This window comes from Streptomyces sp. NPDC045678, from assembly GCF_056432085.1.
Genome location: NZ_JBWKJS010000015.1, coordinates 65,252 through 81,936 on the forward strand (window position 1 = coordinate 65,252; position 16,685 = coordinate 81,936).

Annotated in this window: 9 protein-coding genes; 5 read left to right on the forward strand and 4 right to left on the reverse strand. The window is 70.9% G+C overall.

Annotation, left to right across the window (positions count from 1 at the left end; all coding sequences use genetic code 11):
- Window positions 1-4: 4 nt before the first annotated feature.
- The 3 genes from AC07DO_RS38055 to AC07DO_RS38065 all read right to left on the reverse strand — a co-directional run bounded on the left by AC07DO_RS38055 (window position 5) and on the right by AC07DO_RS38065 (window position 5,868).
- The gene (locus tag AC07DO_RS38055) at window positions 5-2,773 is read right to left on the reverse strand and encodes a hypothetical protein (RefSeq protein WP_479066777.1); all 2,769 of its coding nucleotides are present in this window, start codon (window positions 2,771-2,773) and stop codon (window positions 5-7) included.
- Between the two features lie 162 nt (window positions 2,774-2,935).
- Window positions 2,936-4,432 (reverse strand): SDR family NAD(P)-dependent oxidoreductase, encoded by a 1,497-nt coding sequence (locus tag AC07DO_RS38060; protein ID WP_479066779.1) that lies wholly within the window; start codon window positions 4,430-4,432, stop codon window positions 2,936-2,938.
- A 65-nt stretch (window positions 4,433-4,497) separates the two neighbouring features.
- On the reverse strand, window positions 4,498-5,868 hold the full coding sequence (locus tag AC07DO_RS38065) for a wax ester/triacylglycerol synthase family O-acyltransferase (RefSeq protein WP_479066781.1): 1,371 nt from the start codon (window positions 5,866-5,868) through the stop codon (window positions 4,498-4,500).
- Between the two features lie 523 nt (window positions 5,869-6,391).
- Between AC07DO_RS38065 and AC07DO_RS38070 the strand changes: the two genes are divergently transcribed.
- The 4 genes from AC07DO_RS38070 to AC07DO_RS38085 all read left to right on the forward strand — a co-directional run bounded on the left by AC07DO_RS38070 (window position 6,392) and on the right by AC07DO_RS38085 (window position 12,695).
- Window positions 6,392-6,619: a type A2 lantipeptide gene (locus AC07DO_RS38070; protein WP_150214471.1), complete on the forward strand. Its 228-nt coding sequence runs from the start codon at window positions 6,392-6,394 to the stop codon at window positions 6,617-6,619.
- A 133-nt stretch (window positions 6,620-6,752) separates the two neighbouring features.
- Window positions 6,753-7,559: a hypothetical protein gene (locus AC07DO_RS38075; protein ID WP_479066784.1), complete on the forward strand. Its 807-nt coding sequence runs from the start codon at window positions 6,753-6,755 to the stop codon at window positions 7,557-7,559.
- Window positions 7,556-9,838: an NHLP family bacteriocin export ABC transporter peptidase/permease/ATPase subunit gene (locus AC07DO_RS38080; RefSeq protein ID WP_479066786.1), complete on the forward strand. Its 2,283-nt coding sequence runs from the start codon at window positions 7,556-7,558 to the stop codon at window positions 9,836-9,838. The genes AC07DO_RS38075 and AC07DO_RS38080 overlap by 4 nt, the downstream gene beginning before the upstream one ends.
- Before the next feature lies 1 nt (window position 9,839).
- Complete coding sequence (locus AC07DO_RS38085) at window positions 9,840-12,695, forward strand: NHLP bacteriocin export ABC transporter permease/ATPase subunit (protein ID WP_479066788.1); 2,856 nt, start codon at window positions 9,840-9,842, stop codon at window positions 12,693-12,695.
- Between the two features lie 49 nt (window positions 12,696-12,744).
- On the opposite strand, the gene AC07DO_RS38090 is transcribed toward AC07DO_RS38085, so the two are convergent.
- Window positions 12,745-15,378 (reverse strand): PA14 domain-containing protein, encoded by a 2,634-nt coding sequence (locus tag AC07DO_RS38090; RefSeq protein ID WP_479066790.1) that lies wholly within the window; start codon window positions 15,376-15,378, stop codon window positions 12,745-12,747.
- A 172-nt stretch (window positions 15,379-15,550) separates the two neighbouring features.
- Between AC07DO_RS38090 and AC07DO_RS38095 the strand changes: the two genes are divergently transcribed.
- The gene (locus tag AC07DO_RS38095) at window positions 15,551-16,564 is read left to right on the forward strand and encodes a LacI family DNA-binding transcriptional regulator (RefSeq protein ID WP_479066792.1); all 1,014 of its coding nucleotides are present in this window, start codon (window positions 15,551-15,553) and stop codon (window positions 16,562-16,564) included.
- The last annotated feature ends 121 nt before the right edge of the window (window positions 16,565-16,685 follow it).

The window sequence follows — 16,685 nt, forward strand, 5'->3', positions numbered from 1 at the left end:
CCGCTCAGTTGATGGTGGACAGGTTGCTCGTCACGGCGATGTCGGTGCCGGAGGTCGGGGTGTACTCGTTCCACTCCGCCATGAGTTCACCCTTCTCCGCGGGCTGCAGCACCGGGAACGGCGTGGTGGCGCCGTTGTGCGCCTTGGTGAGCCGGGCGACCTCGATCTGGGTCCCGGACAGGATCCGGGTGACCGTCGTGAGCTCCTGGCTGTTGCTCAGCTCGCGCGCGGAGTCGATGACGACCTGCGCCCCCGCGACGAACCCCTCGCTGGACTCGACCCGGATCGCCACCGGCGTCTGGCTCGGCCCGACGACGGAGCTGGATTTGCTGATCACCGCGTCCTGGATCCGCACCGCGGTACGGCTCGGGTTGGCGGGCGGGATGCCCGGGTAGTTGCGGTCGTCGTACGCGGCGATCTCCTGGGCGATCGTCCAGTACAGCGCGGGCGGTGACGGCTCGGCCGGATCGTCGATGACGCCCCGCTCGACGAAGTTCACCCAGCGCGTCTCCCACCCCTTGCGCACGGTCAGGACGACCCGGGCGCTGCCGGCCCGCAGGAACGCCTGCCGGTTGGCGTCCGGGTGCTTGATGTCGCGGATGAACGCCCAGCTCTCGGGGATGTCCCAGAAGTACGAGTAGAGGAAGCTGACGACGTTCTCCCACTCGATGGCCTGGTTGACGAAGCGCACGAGATTCTCGTACCGACGCACCGTCGACCACGCCGTGGAGTCCGGTTTCAGGGCGTCGGAGTCGAAGCTCGTCCCGTGGGTGATGTCCACCTTCGCGTCCCTGAAGGTGTCCACGACGTCCTTCGGCATGGTCGGGAAGCGGTCGCCGAGCAGATACCGCAGCACCGCCCGCATGACCTCGTCGTTCTCCTCACGCCGCAGCGTGAGCGTGTCCACGCTGCCCAGGCGCTCCTCGAGGGCCGCGATCCGTCCCGCGATGTCCTGCTGCTGGTCGTAGTACCGGGTCTGGGCGGCGGTGAACAGACCGTTCCACACCTCGTCCCGCCACTGTTCGTAGGCGGCCTTCGTGGGGCGCACCTCGGCGGTCAGGACCAGCGTCTGCGTGGAGACGCGGTCCCACACCAGCACGACCACGGGTGAGCCCGTCGCGCCCGCGAGGAAGTCGCCGCCGGTGTCCTTGTGCAGGACGGTGCCGGGGTCGAAGACCTTCTCGCCGAAGGGGGTGAACGGGATGTCCGTGCCGACGACGGTGAACTGGCCGAGCGCTGCCATCAGAGCGACCGTGCTGTCGCTCTCCGTGCCGTCGCTCCCCGCGCTGTCGTCCCCCGCGAAGTCGGTGTCGGAGAAGCTCGTCATCCGGCCGGCGATGGTGATGCGGACGACCTCGTACCCGTCCGGGATCTTCAGCGTGACCCGGGTGGACGCGCGGCCGTTGGGCAGCGCTCCGGAGTCGACGGCGTAGGGCTGGGGCGGCAGCGGCGCCGGGGGCCGCGGCAGGCCCTGGGCGCCGTACCGGTCCGCGAGGACCAGGTAGTGCGGCTGCTTGTCGGTCGGCGGGTCGGTCTTCGGCGGCTCGGGATCGTCCTTGCGGACCGCGTCGGTGACGTCGTTGTGCGGTACGTCGAACGCGAAGGGCTTCAGCTGGGCCCGCAGCCTCTCCAGCTCCACGTAGGCCCGGCGCAGCGCGGCGCCCGGCTCCGGGACCACGATGTCGTACGTCTCGCGCAGCCCGTACCGGTAGAGCCTGACCCGCCACTTGCGCATCAGGCTGAAGTAGTCGATGCGCATCGGGTCGACGTCGCTGGGGTTGCGCAGCTTCCTCGTGGAGGTCTGGGACGAGCCGGTGACGGTGGTCGTGCTGATGGTGACCTTGTGTTCCTGCTTCGCCCGCGCGGAGGCCTTCTGGGTGAGCGTGGTGGCGTGCTTGCGGCTGTCCGTCGCGGACTGGGAGGACGAGTCCTGCGCGGTGTAGCCGGAGGTGGCCGAGCCCGAGATGACGGGGATGCCGCCGGAGACGGTCCCGGTGACGTTGAACTGGTTGGAGTGCTGCTGCTCCGACGACGTCGACTGCGCCAGCTCGGTGTTGTCGGTCACGCCGGTCTCGCTGAAGGTCTCCAGCTCGTCCGTGACGATGGAGGTGAACTCCTTCTTCTGGACCGACCACTCCTTCTGGACGACGGCGGTCTCCTCCAGCGGGGCCAGCGGGATGGTGGCGACGAGTTCGCCGCGCTCGATGCCGGCCGGCACCATCTCCAGGCGCTCCAGGTTCATCAGCCCGACCCGCGACGAACCGGCGTTGGCGGCAAGGCCCTTCACCGCCACCACCGCGGAGTGCAGCGCCTGACGCGCGGGCCCCGTCACCGACCCGTCCGCGTCCGCCGACTCGGCCTCCTCCAGCACGGACCGGCGTACGGCGACGAGTTGCTCGCCGAAGGCGCGGAGGGTGTCGATCGGAACCGCTGCCAGATCCTCGGCACGCGGGGCCTCGTCGGCCGCGCCGAGCAGGTCGACGAGGTGGTCCGCGGCGGGCGGAGTCGCCTCGGCCGCAGCGGTCGCCCGGCTCCGGACGGCCTCCAACTCGCCTCTTCGCACGTTGAGTTGCCGGGCGTACGCGGCCTTCACCAGGGCCTGGCCCACTTCGGCCTGCTCGATGACCAGAGGCACCAGAGTGGCCTTGAGGATCTCGCGGCCCGCCTGGCTGAGCGGCGGAGCCGGATTCGGGGTGCCGGGCGACCGGGCGAGGGCCCCCGCCCCCGCCACCGCCTCGGCTGCTGCCGTACCGCGTACGTCCTGTGCACCCATCACACGCCCCTAGGTCGCCGGGTGAGGCACGCGGGGCACTCGCTGCGCCCTGCGTCACATGCGAGTGTGCCGTACGCCACACCTCCGGCGTATCCCTGGATTCAGGGACTACCGGGCGACCCAGCCATGTGCTAGGGCACGTTCGCTACACGCCCTGATCGGCTACCACTTGCCCGGCTCGTAGTCCTTGAGGAAGACGCCGTACACGTCCTCGCCCGCCTCGCCGCGCACCACCGGGTCGTAGACGCGGGCGGCACCGTCGATCAGGTCGAGCGGGGCGTGGAAGCCCTCCTCGGCGAGGCGCAGTTTGTCGTAGTGCGGGCGCTCGTCGGTGATCCAGCCGGTGTCCACCGACGTCATGAGAATGCCGTCGGTCTGGAACATCTCCTGGGCGCTGGTGCGCGTCACCATGTTCATCGCGGCCTTGGCGGCGTTGGTGTTCGGGTGCCCCGCACCCTTGTAGCCGCGGCCGAAGACGCCCTCCATCGCCGAGACGTTGACGATGTGCGCCCGGCCGCTCGGCGCCTTCTTCGCGGCGTCGGCCATGGCCCCGCGCAGCGCGCTGATCAGGATGAACGGCGACGTGTAGTTGCACAGCTGGGTCTCGAGGAGCTCCACCGGGGAGATCTGCTCGATGGTCTGCACCCACGTGTTGCTGTCGACGACGTCCGGGACGAGACCGCCCGCGTCGATGGCGGTGCCGTCGAGGTGCCGGGCGACGCTGGCGTTGCCCGCGACGAGGGCGAGGTCGGCCACCTTCTGCGCGTCCAGGCCGCTCGTCCCCAGGGGCAGCGCGGCGAGGCCGTCGACCGCTCCGGAGTTGAAGGCGCCGATGACGGAGTGGGCGGGCAGCTCCCCGGCGGGCAGCGGTGCGCTCTCGCCGTCGACCAGCGCGGCGTAGGCGGAGGGCAGGCGGCGTACCGTCTGCGTGGCGTTGTTGATCAGGATGTCGAGCGGGCCCGCGGCACTGACCTGCTCGGCGAGGGCCACGGACTGGGCCGGGTCGCGCAGGTCGATGCCGACGACCTCGAGGCGGTGCAGCCAGTCCGCCGAGTCGTCCATCGCCTTGAAGCGGCGGATGGCGTCCTTGGGGAACCGGGTCGTGATGGTGGTGTGGGCACCGTCACGCAGCAGACGCAGCGCGATGTACATGCCGATCTTGGCGCGGCCGCCGGTGAGCAGGGCGCGCTTGCCGGTGAGGTCGGCGCGGGCGTCGCGCTTGGTGCGGTTCAGGCGGGCGCAGTCCGGACAGAGCTGGTGGTAGAAGTAGTCGACTTCCACGTACCGCGTCTTGCAGGTGTAGCAGGAGCGCGGGCGCTGGAGTATCCCCGCGATCCGGCCCTCCTCGGTCTGCGACGAGGGCAGCAGGCCCTCGGTCTCGTCGTCGATGCGCTGCGCGGAGCCGGTGGCGGTGGCCTCGGTGACGGCCTTGTCGTGGGCGGTCTTGGCGGCGCGGCGTTCCTGGCGGCGGCGCTGCTTCACCGTCCGGTAGATGCCGGCCGTGGCGCGGCGCACGGCGATCGCGTCCGGGTGGTCGACGTCGAGCTTGTCCAGCTCGTCGAGCACCCCGAGGCAGACGGCGAGGCGGTCCGGGTCGATGCCGGGGCCGTACGCCACGTGCTCGGCCTGCCCCTCCTGGCTTTCGTCTGTCACCGTCATCGCCGCTGTCCTCGTGTCCGTGCCACGGCGCATCTGGTCGTCCGCGGAACTCCAAAAGCGGAAGTTTACGTAGCGGCGGGCCCGGTCACCAAACCCGTGTCCCGTGCGCACACCGCCACGAGTCCCGCGAGCTCGTCCCGCAGGCCCTGCGCGAGGAGCTCCAGGTCGGGCACGGCGGCGGCGTCCGCGACCAGCCCGTAGTGGACGCGCCCGCGGTAGGTGGAGACGGCGACGGCGAGGGACTGGCCCCGGGCGAGGGGCGCGAACGGATAGACCTCGATGAGGCGGCAGCCGCCGAGCCGCAGTCCGATGCCGGGCAGCGGAACGCTGGTGACGAGGATGTCGAAGAGCAGCCGGGCGGCCTGGGCGACGACGGGGCCGCCGATCCGGTGCCCGAGCGACGGCACGTGCTCGGCGAGGAGCGCCACGGCTCCGGCGCCCCGCTCGGGGCCCGCGTCCTTGTTGCGGTCCATGGCGGCGCGCACGCTCCGCAGCCTGTCGAGCGGGTCCTCGCGGCCGACGGGGAGGCGGACCAGGTAGCCGGAGAGGCGGTTGCCCGGGGGCTGGGCGGTGCGGGGCCGGCGGCGGGAGACCGGGATGAGGGCGCGCGGCTCGACTCCCTCGCTGCAGTCGCCGCGCTCGTCGAGCCAGCGGCGCAGGGCTCCGGCGACGACGGCGATCAGGACGTCGTTGACGGTGCCGCCGACGGCCTTGCGCACCTGGTGGACGTCGTCCAGGTCGAGGACGACACCGGCGGTGCGGCGGGTGCCGGTGGCGGTCGAGGAGAGCGCGGCGCAGGAACGTACGCCGAGTGCGGCGCGCGCCACGGAGGTGCCGATGCCGAGCGCCTGGCCCACGTCCGCGACGGTGCCGCGGACGCGCGTCGGCAGGGTGCGGGGGTCGAGGACCGACCACGGGGACGTCGCGGGGGCCTGCGGGCGCTGCCGGGACGCGGGCAGGTCGACGGGGTCGAGGAGGGCCGCGCCGAGCGTGAGGGCGCGCAGGCCGTCGGCGAGCGCGTGGTGGAACTTGAAGAGGACCGCGAAGGACGTGCCGTCGGCGCCCGGCAGGACGTGCGCCTCCCACGGCGGCCGGTCCCGCGCCACCGAACGCCGCATCAACTCCCCCGCCGCGGCGTGGAAGTCCGGCACGGGGGCCGTGAGCCGTATGTGCTCCAGGGGGTCGAAGGCGGGCATCGGTACGCGCATCGCGCCGCCGACGGGCAGCCAGACGGAACGTATCCGCATGCGCAGCCCCGGCACCGCCGCCGCCCGGGTCGCGAGAAGCCCCGCGGCGCGGTCCGCGGCATCGGGCCCTTCGGCCTCGAAGACCCCGAGTGCGCCCAGGTGCATGGGGTGTTCGGCGGTCTCGATGTTCCAGAAGGCCAGATCAAGAGGGACGAGCAGGTCGGAGCTCTGAGCAGGCGTAGAAGTCACGGACTCGCTCTCGCGTCGAGGACGATGCGGGGGATGACGAACAGGAAGTCAACCCTTCCGGACGACTACGGTCAAGTACGATCAAGCTACGCTGAGTTAACAGCGCGTTAAGGCCGGTCCTGCCCCTCACTGTCCACTTCGGTCACGATTGAGCACGCCTTCAAATAACCTGCACATCGAATGTGCACTCCGGTCACGGAATTCGGGCCCGACTCCCCGCGAATTTCCATGCATCGGCCACACGAACCGCGCCTCGACGGGAAAGTGTCCGATTTGTTGGAAGGAGTCGCTCCGCATCCCTGATTCCCGTCTGTGAATCTTGTGAAGGAGCTGCCGTGACGCGGTGAACCTGCCTGCACGCAGCGGTGATACGCCGCCACAACCCCGCTCGGCGGCCGCTCCGTCGATTGGATGTACGAGCTGCGAACGTGCTTTGATCCTGGCTCGCCGCGGAATTCGAATCCCCAGGTTCCACGGCGTGGGAAATACCTATGCACATTCATTGAGAAGGGCAGCTCACACCATGAACAACGTCCCCCAGGTCGAGACCCTCGAGATTTCCGACGCCGACCTCGACAACGTCTCCGGTGGCCTCGTCGCCGGTGTCGCGTCCAACGTCACCAGCACCGTTGACTCGATCGCCCCCGTCTCGGGCGTCGTCGGCGGCGTCGTCGGCACGGTCGAGGGTGCCACCGGCCTGAACACCGGCGCCGTCACCGGCCTCGCCGACGGCCTGACCGCCGGTCTCTGAGCCTTTCCGCTCATAGATACGCCGTGATCCGGGAGCCCCGGGACCTCAGGTTCCGGGGCTCTCGGACGCATCGGCGCGGTAGCCCCAGGCACAGGCACAGGCTCAGGCTCAGGCACAGTAAGGAAAGCGTTCCGTGCAGTTCCGCCAACAGGCCCTGTCCAAACTGCAGTCGCCCGAGGAACTCGACCTGCCGGTGCGCTACGCCCGCCCCCAGGGCCTGCTCGTCCTCGCCGTCACCCTCGTCGTCATGGCCGCGTCCGGCGTCTGGGCCGTCACCGGCTCCCTCTCCTCGACGCTCCGCGCACCCGGCATCCTCACCCACGGCCAGGGCAGTTACGTCCTGCAGAGCCCCGTCACCGGCCAGGTGACCCGCGTCCTGGCCGAGGAGGGTGAGCGGCTCGCCGCGGGCGCGCCCGTGCTCAAGGTCCGCACCGAGCGGGGTGACAAGGTCGTGCGCGCGATCGCCGCCGGCCGCGTGACCACGCTCGTCGCACGGATCGGCACCGTCGTCACCACCGGCGCCGACGTGGCGACCCTGGAGCGCGTGGCGGGCGCCGACGACCCGCTGACCGCGATGCTCTACGTACCGGCCGACAGCGCGGCCACCGTTCCCGTCGGCGCCTCGGTCGACCTCACCGTCCAGTCCGTGCCCACCGAGCGGTACGGGACGCTGCGCGGCCGGGTGGAGGCGGTCGGCCGCGCCGCACAGAGCCGGCAGAGGATCACCGGCTTCCTCGGCGACCGCGAACTGGCCGGACAGTTCACGAAGGACGGGCCTCCCGTGGCCGTTCTCGTCCGGCTCGACCCCTCCTCCGCGACCAGGTCCGGCTACGCGTGGTCGACCGCGGACGGGCCGCCCTTCGCACTCGCCTCCATGACCCCGGCCACCGGCGCCTTCCACCTCGCCGAGCAGCGCCCGATCGATTGGCTGCTTCCGTGACCGCCCCCCACCCCTCCCCCGCGCACCAGCAGCAGCTGCCGCCCCCCGGCGGGCGGCGCAGGCACCGCCCCGAGGAGCCGCCGCGCCGCCGCCGCGCCGCACCGCGCCCCGCGTCGAAGGGCCGGCGTCCCAGGACCGTCCGCACTCCCACCGTCCTTCAGATGGAGGCCGTGGAGTGCGGCGCCGCCGCCCTCGCCATGGTCCTCGCCCACCACGGACGGCACGTACCCCTGGAGGAGCTGCGCATCGCGTGCGGCGTCTCCCGCGACGGCTCACGGGCCAGCAACGTGCTGAAGGCGGCGCGTAGTTACGGTCTGACCGCCAAGGGCATGCAGATGGAGCCGGCCGCGCTCGCCGAGGTGAAGGCGCCCGCGATCCTCTTCTGGGAGTTCAACCACTACGTCGTGTACGACGGGATGGGCCGGCGCCTCGGGCGCCGCGGCGTGTACATCAACGACCCCGACAAGGGCCGCCGCTTCGTGCCGTCGGAGGACTTCGACACCAGCTTCACCGGGGTCGTCCTGGTCCTCGAACCGGGTGCCGACTTCAGGCCGGGAGGCCGCAGGCCCGGTGTCATGAAGGCGCTGCCCGCCCGGCTGCGCGGCACCACGGGCACGATGCTCGCCGCGCTCCTCGCCAGCCTGCTGCTGGTCGCGGTCGGCGCGGCGCTGCCCGCGCTCAGCCGTACGTACATCGACCTGTTCCTGATCGGACATCAGACCTCGCTGCTGGGCGCGCTGTTCGCGTCCATCGGGGCGATGGTCGCGCTCACCGTCGTGCTGACCTGGCTGCAACAGGCGAACCTGCTGCGCGGCCGCATCATCTCCTCGACCCTCGGCAGCGCCCGCTTCTTCCGCCATCTGCTGCGCCTGCCCGTCACGTTCTACGCCCAGCGCTCCCCCGCCGACCTCGTGCAGCGCCTCGCGTCCAACGACGCGGTCGCCGAGACCCTGGCCCGCGACCTCACGGCCGCCGGCGTCGACGGCATGGTCGTCCTCCTCTACGCGGCTCTCCTGTGGACGTACGATCCGCAGCTGACGCTCGTCGGTGTCGGCATCGCCCTGCTGAACATCGTGGCCATGCGCGTCGTCATCCGGCTGCGCGCCACCGGCACGCAGAAGCTGCGCGCCGACAGCGCCAAGCTCACCAACACCTCTTACACCGGCCTGCAGTTGATCGAGACGATGAAGGCCACCGGCGGCGAGAACGGCTACTTCCGGCGCTGGGCGGGACAGCACGCCACCACGCTGGAGGAACAGCAGCGCCTCGGTGTGCCGAGCGCGTGGCTCGGTGTCGTCGCGCCGACCCTCGCGACGCTCAACAGCGCGCTGATCCTGTGGATCGGCGGTCTGCGCGCCGTCGAGGGGCATCTGTCGATCGGGCTGCTCGTCGCCTTCCAGGCCCTCGTCACCCGGTTCACCGCGCCGATCACCCGCCTCAACGGCGTCGCGGGCCGCATCCAGGACTTCGCCGCCGACGTCGCCCGCCTCAAGGACGTCGAGAACTTCCCCGTCGACCCGCTCCACTCGCGCCCCGAGCCCGCCGCCAGCACCCGCCGCCTCACCGGGCACGTCACCCTGGAGAACATCACCTTCGGCTACAGCCCCCTCGACAAGCCGCTCCTCACCGGCTTCTCGCTGACGGTCGGGCCGGGTCAGCAGGTGGCGCTCGTCGGCGGCTCCGGCAGCGGCAAGTCGACGGTTTCCCGGCTGATATCGGGCCTCTACAGCCCGTGGGAGGGCACGATCCGCATCGACGGACAGCGCCTTGAGGACATCCCGCGCGGCGCGCTCTCCGCTTCCGTGTCCTTCGTGGACCAGGACGTCTTCCTCTTCGAGGGCACCGTCCGCGACAACGTCGCCCTGTGGGACCCCTCCATTCCCGACGACGCGGTGGTGGCCGCCTTGCGGGACGCCTGTCTGTACGACGTGGTGGCCCGCAGGCCCGGCGGCATCCACGGCCGCGTGGAGCAGGACGGGCGCAACTTCTCCGGCGGACAGCGCCAGCGCCTGGAGATCGCACGGGCGCTGGTCCGCCGCCCCAGCATCCTCGTCCTCGACGAGGTGACCAGCGCCCTGGACGCCGAGACCGAGCAGGTCATCATCGACAACCTGCGCCGCCGCGGCTGCGCCTGCGTCGTCATCGCCCACCGCCTGAGCACCGTGCGCGACAGCGACGAGATCGTCGTGCTCGACCACGGGCAGGTCGTGGAGCGCGGCCGCCACGAACACCTCGTCGCCGCCGGCGGCCCCTACGCCGACCTGGTCAAGGAGCACTGAGGTGACCTCCCCACCGGAACAGCACGCCTACCCCGACGACACGGTCGCCGCCGCCTTCAACACGCTCGGCACACCGGTCGACTGCGCGGGGCTGCGCAGTGTGCACCTGGAGGGGCCGCAGGTGCTGTGGCTCGTCGTGGCAGGCGCCCTCGACCTGTTCGCCGTCGACGCCGTGCAGCAGGGCCACTGGCACTACCTGGGCCGCCTGGAACCGGGCACGCTGCTCCTCGGTCCCGTCGAGGGCCCCCAGCACACCCTTGTCGGCCGTCCCCTCCAGGGCTGCGAGCTGCGCCGCATTTCCTTGCGCGAGCTGTACCGCCCGGACTACGGCGACACCTGGTCGTACGAGCACCAGTACCCGAGCCGGTACGACACGCAGGACGCGGCCCTGAGCCTGCTGGAGCACGCCTTCGCACTCGGCATCGGGCGCGGCCACCGTGTCCTGTTCGAGGCGCCGCTCGACGGCAGGACCGTGGGCGACGAGGTGGTGGCCGACGACGACATCCTGTGGATGCCGGTCGCGCCGGGCAGCGTGCAGTACGGCGCCGCCTACAGCGCCGAGGCCGCGGGCGATCTACTGGTCGACGCCTCGATGTGGCAGCGGATGGTCAACCAGCAGTACCGGCTCCTGGCCACGCTCGACCGCTGGATCGAACGCCTGGAGCGGGCCCTCGAGGACCGTACGGCCGCCGGCATCAAGGCGGGCGAGAGCGTCCGTGAGCAGGCCGACCGGACGCTGATCGCCTCCATCGGACGCTCGGGCCGGCGCGGCGCGCGGCGCACCGGGTCCGGTGGCGGTCACGACGCGACGTACGCCGCCTGCCGCCTCGTCGCCCGCGCGGCGGGCATCACGCTGTCGGACACCGCGGACGGCGGGGCGGTGAGCGACCGGATCGACCCCGTGGAGCAGGTCGCGGTGGCGTCCCGGATCCGCACTCGCGCCGTGCGGCTCGACGGGCGCTGGTGGCGGCAGAACGCGGGCCCGCTCGTGGGGCACCGTGCCGCGAGCGGCGCGCCGGTCGCGCTGCTGTGGCGGCGCGGCGGCTACGAGTCGGTGCATCCGACGTCCGGGCGGCGCACCCGAGTCGACGCGGACAACGCCGACGAGTTCGAACCGCGGGGCGTGATGTTCTACCGTCCGCTGCCCGAGCGGCCGTTGACGCTCGGGCGGCTCTTCCGCTTCAGCCTGCGCGGCACCGGCGGCGACGTGCGCAACCTCGTGCTCGCCGGTCTGGTGACCGTGGCGATCGGGGCACTGGTGCCGATCGCCACGGGCCAGGTGCTCGGTGTGTTCGTGCCGAACGCCGAGAAGGACCTCATCGTCCAGGTGTCCCTGGCCGTCATGGTCACGAGCATCGTCTCGGCCGCGTTCATGCTGCTCCAGAACCTCACCGTGCTGCGGATGGAGGGGCGGATGGAGAGCACCTTGCAGCCGGCGGTCTGGGACCGGCTGCTGCGACTCCCCACGCGCTTCTTCGCGGAACGCTCCACCGGTGAACTGGCGAGCGCGGCGATGGGCGTCAGCGCCATCCGCCGCGTCCTCTCGGGCATCGGCCCCGTCGCGCTCCAGGCCGGTTCGGTCGGCGCGATGAACCTGGTCCTGCTGCTGTTCTACAGCGTCCCCCTCGCCCTGGCCGCGCTGGGGATGCTGACCGTCATCGCCGCCGTGTTCCTCACCCTCGGCCTGTGGGAACTGCGCTGGCAACGACGGCTCGTGGAGCTCGGCAACAAGCTCAACAACCAGGCGTTCCAGACGCTGCGCGGTCTGCCCAAGCTCCGTGTGGCGGGCGCGGAGAGCTTCGCGTACGCGGCGTGGGCGGGCGAGTTCGCGCGGAGCCGCGAGCTGCAGCAGCGGGCCGGGCGCGTCAAGAACGTCACGACGGTCCTCAACGCGGTCTATCTGCCGCTCTGCACGCTCGTCATGTTCGTGCTCCTCGCGGGCCCGGCACGCGGCAGCCTGACCGCGGGTGAGTTCCTCACCTTCAGCACCGCCGTGACGATGCTCCTGACGTCCGTCACCCAGCTCACCGGCGCGCTGATCTCGGCGGCTTCCGTGCTGCCGATGTTCGAGCAGATCAGGCCGGTGCTCGACGAGGCTCCGGAGGTCCGCTCCGGCAGTACGCAGCCGGGCGAGCTGCGGGGCGCGATCGAGGCCCGCGGTCTGTCCTTCCGCTACACCGACGACGGTCCGCTGGTCCTCGACGACGTGTCGCTGTCGATCCGGGCCGGCGAGTTCGTGGCCGTCGTCGGACCGAGCGGCTGCGGCAAGTCGACGCTGCTCCGCCTCCTGATCGGCTTCGACGAGCCGCTCTCGGGCAGTGTGCTGTACGACGGGCAGGACCTGGCGGCCCTGGACCAGTCGGCGGTGCGCCGCCAGTGCGGTGTGGTCCTGCAGAACGCCCAGCCGCTCACCGGGTCCATCCTCGACTGCATCTGCGGCGCCGAGTCGTTCACGCAGGAGGAGGCGTGGGAGGCCGCGGCGATGGCGGGGCTCGCCGAGGACATCAAGCGCATGCCGATGGGCCTGCACACGATGCTCTCCGGGGGCGGCGCGGTCTCCGGCGGCCAGCGCCAGCGCCTGATGATCGCCCAGGCCCTGATCCGCCGCCCCCGCGTCCTCTTCTTCGACGAGGCGACGAGCGCCCTGGACAACGAGACGCAGCGCACGGTGATCGACAGCACCCGCGCCCTGAACGCCACCCGTGTCGTGATCGCCCACCGCCTTTCCACGGTCATGGACGCCGACCGCGTCATCGTCATGTCGGAGGGCCGGGTCGTCCAACAGGGCCCGCCTGCCCAGCTGTTGGCCGACACGGGCGGGCGGCTGCACGAACTGGTGCGGCGGCAGATGCGGTGAGATCGGACCGGCCCGCCCCCTCGCGGCGGGCGGGCCGGAGACCTGGGGCTCAGGAGTTCGTGCAGCCCGGCACCGTGGCCTGTGACGCGTCACGGATCAGCGCTTCGTGCGCCGCCTTCACCCGCTTCACGTCCGGTTTGACGACCTTGCGGTCGTAGGTGAGCAGGCCGTTCAACTCGCCTTCCACATCGGTGATCTGAGTGTAGACCGCGCCGTTGTTGCCCTTGCAGACGAGGGCGCGCACTTCGCCTAGTTTGGCGATGTAGTCGTCTGTGTACGTCGCCGGGTCCACGTCGACGTAGCTCTGCTGGACGGACCAGGCGTGGCCGGGCACCGCGAGTCCGAGGCCGCCGTACTCGCCGCTCACCAGCGCCCGTCGGCCGTCCGGCCGCGGCGGAATGGCAGGGCTCGGATAGCCGTGCTCGTCCATGATGTCGCCGGTGCCTCCGTCGGCCCCCAGGTTGAGCCCCGACATGTTGTTGACCAGCCGGGTCGGGTCCCAGGCCTTGGCCTGCTCGGCGACGCGGCCGATGTCGTACTGGCCCCAGCCTTCGTTGAAGGTCACCCACATGACGACCGACGGGCTGCTCGCGTGCTCGTCGATCATCTGCTTCATCTCGCGCTCGTACTGGGCGCGGGCGGCCGCGTCCGGGGTGCGTCCCGCCTCCATCGCGGGCATGTCCTGCCAGACGAGGAGCCCCAGCTTGTCGGCCCAGTAGAACCAGCGGTCGGGTTCGACCTTGATGTGCTTGCGAACCGAGTTGAAGCCCATCTCCTTGTGCATCTCGAGGTCGTACGCGAGGGCCTCGTCGCTGGGCGCGGTGTGCAGGCCGTCCGGCCAGAAGCCCTGGTCGAGTGTGGCCATGAGGAAGACGGGCTTGCCGTTGAGGACGGTGCGCGGGGTGCCGTTCACCTTCTCGACGGCGATGGACCGCATGCCGAAGTAGCCGGTGACGCGGTCACTGCCGACCCGTACCTGAAGGTCGTAGAGGAACGGGTCGTCCGGCGACCACAGCCGGGGGTCGGCGATCTTGAGCTCGAGCGGCTTCCCGGTGCGCCCGCTGAGCTCGGCGACCTTCTTCTTGCCCTCGTACGCGGCCGCCGTGACCGGCACGCCGTCGCGCACGCCCCGCGGCTCGACGGTGACCTGCTTGTTCCCGACGTCAGGTGTGATCTTGAGGGAGTCCGCGTGGTCGGCGGCCACCGGCTCCATCCACACGGTCTGCCAGATGCCGGAGGACGGGGTGTACCAGATGCCGCTGGGGTCCAGGCGCTGCTTGCCGACGGGCGGGTTCGCGCCGTCGTCGGCGTCGGTCGGGTCGTACACGCCGACGATGAGTTCCTGGGTGCGGCCGGGCTTCAGCGCGTCGGTGACGTCGGCGGTGAACTTGTCGTAGCCGCCCTTGTGTTCGGTGACCTTGCGGCCGTTGACGTACACCTCGGACTGCCAGTCGACGGCGCCGAAGTTGAGGTTGAGCCGCTTGCCGTCCCCGATCTTCCAGTTCTTGGGGACGGTGAAGGTGCGGCGGTACCACATGCGGTCCTCGTGCCGCTCGACGCCGGAGAGCTGGGACTCCACGGGATAGGGGACGAGGATCTTCTCCTTGAGCTTCTTGCCGACCGGGGGCCTCTCGCCCGCTTCGGCGGCGGCGAACTGCCAGGAGCCGTTGAGGTTCTGCCAGTCCTTGCGCTTCAGCTGCGGCCGCGGGTACTCACGGTGGGCGTTGCCCGGCGTGACGTCGTCGGCCCACTTGGTTCGTAGCTGGTGCTCGGAACGGTTCGGGCCGCTGGTCCAGAACTGGCCGACGCCGTCCCCGTCCTTGCCGTTCAGGCCGCCCTTGCCGTCGTAGCGGATGTCGGCGAGGCCGGGGGCGTTGCCGGCTTTGTCGCCGACGACGGGTTCCTTCAGGCCGACGAGGAGGCTGCGCTCGTCGGCGGGGTCGGTCCTGACCGTGCCGAGCGGCCACTTGGCGCCGCCGATGACGGCGTCGAGGTGGCCGGTGAGTCCGGCGGGCGGGGCGGCGAGCTTCTGGGCGAAGTCGAGCTTGAGGCTGCGGCCGTCCTTGAGGACGGTCGCGTTGACAGCGCCGTCGTAGTCGAAGTCCTCGGGGATGCGCAGCGCGGTGCGCGGGACGGCCTTCTTCTCGCCGCCGGGCGGGGTCCACCTCAGGCGCAGGTTGGAGCCGCCGTAGTGCTCGAAGTACTCGACCTTGATGTCGTAGGCCTTGCCCGCCGTCAACTCGACCGGCTTTGAGGTCTGTTCCTTGTCCCAGTCGTCCTGCCAGTGGTCGATGGCGATCTTGCCGTCCACCCAGAGGCGGAAACCGTTGTCGCCGATCATCGAGAAGGTGGTGGCGCCGGTCTTCTCGGGCACGATCCGGCCGGTCCAGCGGACACTGACGTCGTCGGCCTGTCCGGTGGTCGACTTGAGGCGGGATTCGAGGTTTCCGAAGTCGATGTTCGGGTCGAGTCCGGTGGCCTTGAGCTTGTCGAAGTCGAAGGCTCCCGGAGCGGATTGGGTGAAGTACTCGCCCTTGAGGCCCTGGATCTCGACGGGGTCGTCGGCGGCGGCGGTCGCGGCGGGGACCGAGGTCAGTCCGGCGACGCCGAGGGCGCCCGCGAGCAGCAGGGCGAGGTGTCGGCCGAGGTGTGCGGGGCGTCCGGGATGTCGTCTGAGGCGCACGGATCCTCCTTGGTGAGGAAGGGTGGCGGCTTGTCGCTGCAGTCGGTACAACGAGTCTGTACAACGTTGGAAGGAACGACAGTTGGCATGACAGCACGCGTTCCGGCGTGCTGTCCAGGGTCATGACGAACGCCTCGGAGGACCGGGGCGGCCACCGATGCAAGGAGATCCAGTGCGGGTTAGCCTCAAGGACGTCGCGGAGCGCGCGGGCGTCTCGATCAAGACCGTCTCGAACGTGGTGAACAAGTACCAGCACGTCACCCCGGCGATGCGGGCCCGCGTCCAGGAAGCCATCGACGAGCTCGGCTACCGACCCAACTTGACGGCACGTCACCTCCGCAAGGGCCGCACCGGGATCATCGCGCTCGCCGTCCCCGAGCTGGGCAACCCGTACTTCGCTGAGCTCGCGGGTGCCGTCATCGACGCGGCGGCGGAGCACGACTTCACGGTGCTGCTCGACCACACCAGCGGCGAGCGCGAGCAGGAGGTCCTGGTCAGTCAGGGCTTCCGGGCCCGCGTGATCGACGGTCTCATCCTCAGCCCGCTGGAGCTGGAGGCGGAGGACCTGCGGGCCCGTGAGGACGACGTGCCGCTGGTGCTGCTCGGGGAGCGGCAGTACGACCTGGACTACGACCACATCGCGATCGACAACATCGCCGCGAGCCGCACCGCGGTGCGTCACCTGATCGGGCGCGGCCGCACCTCCATCGCCTACCTGGGCGCCCGTACGGACTCCGCGAACCGCCCCGCCCACCTGCGGCTCCAGGGCTGGCGCGAGGAGTTGACGGCGGCCGGAATCGCCGCGCCGGAGAGCCTGGTGGGGCCGGTCGGCGGCTGGGACCGGTGGGACGGGGCGAAGGCCATGGCACGGATGCTGGACGCGGGGGTGCGGCCCGACGCGGTGTTCGCGTACAACGACCTGGTGGCGATCGGTGCGATGCGGGTCCTGCACGAGCGCGGCCTGCGCGTGCCGTGGGACGTGGCGGTCGTGGGTTTCGACGACATCGCGGAAGGGCAGTTCGGAGCCGTCACGCTCACCACGGTGGCGCCGGACAAGCAGGCCATCGCGCGTCTCGCGGTGGAGTCGCTGCTGAGCAGCCTGGCGCATCCGGAACGGACCGGTGGGCGTGCACTCGCCGCAGCGTTCCGGCTGGTGGAGCGGGAGAGCACGCTGGGCCGACGCTGAGCGCGGGCCGCGCGGGCCGCGCGGCCGGCGCCCCCGAGAAGCGTGCGCGGAGGGTTTACAGCCTCCTTTCAACGATGTAAAAAGCTCCCCGTACCGCCGAGTTGACCGCAAGTGCCGTCTC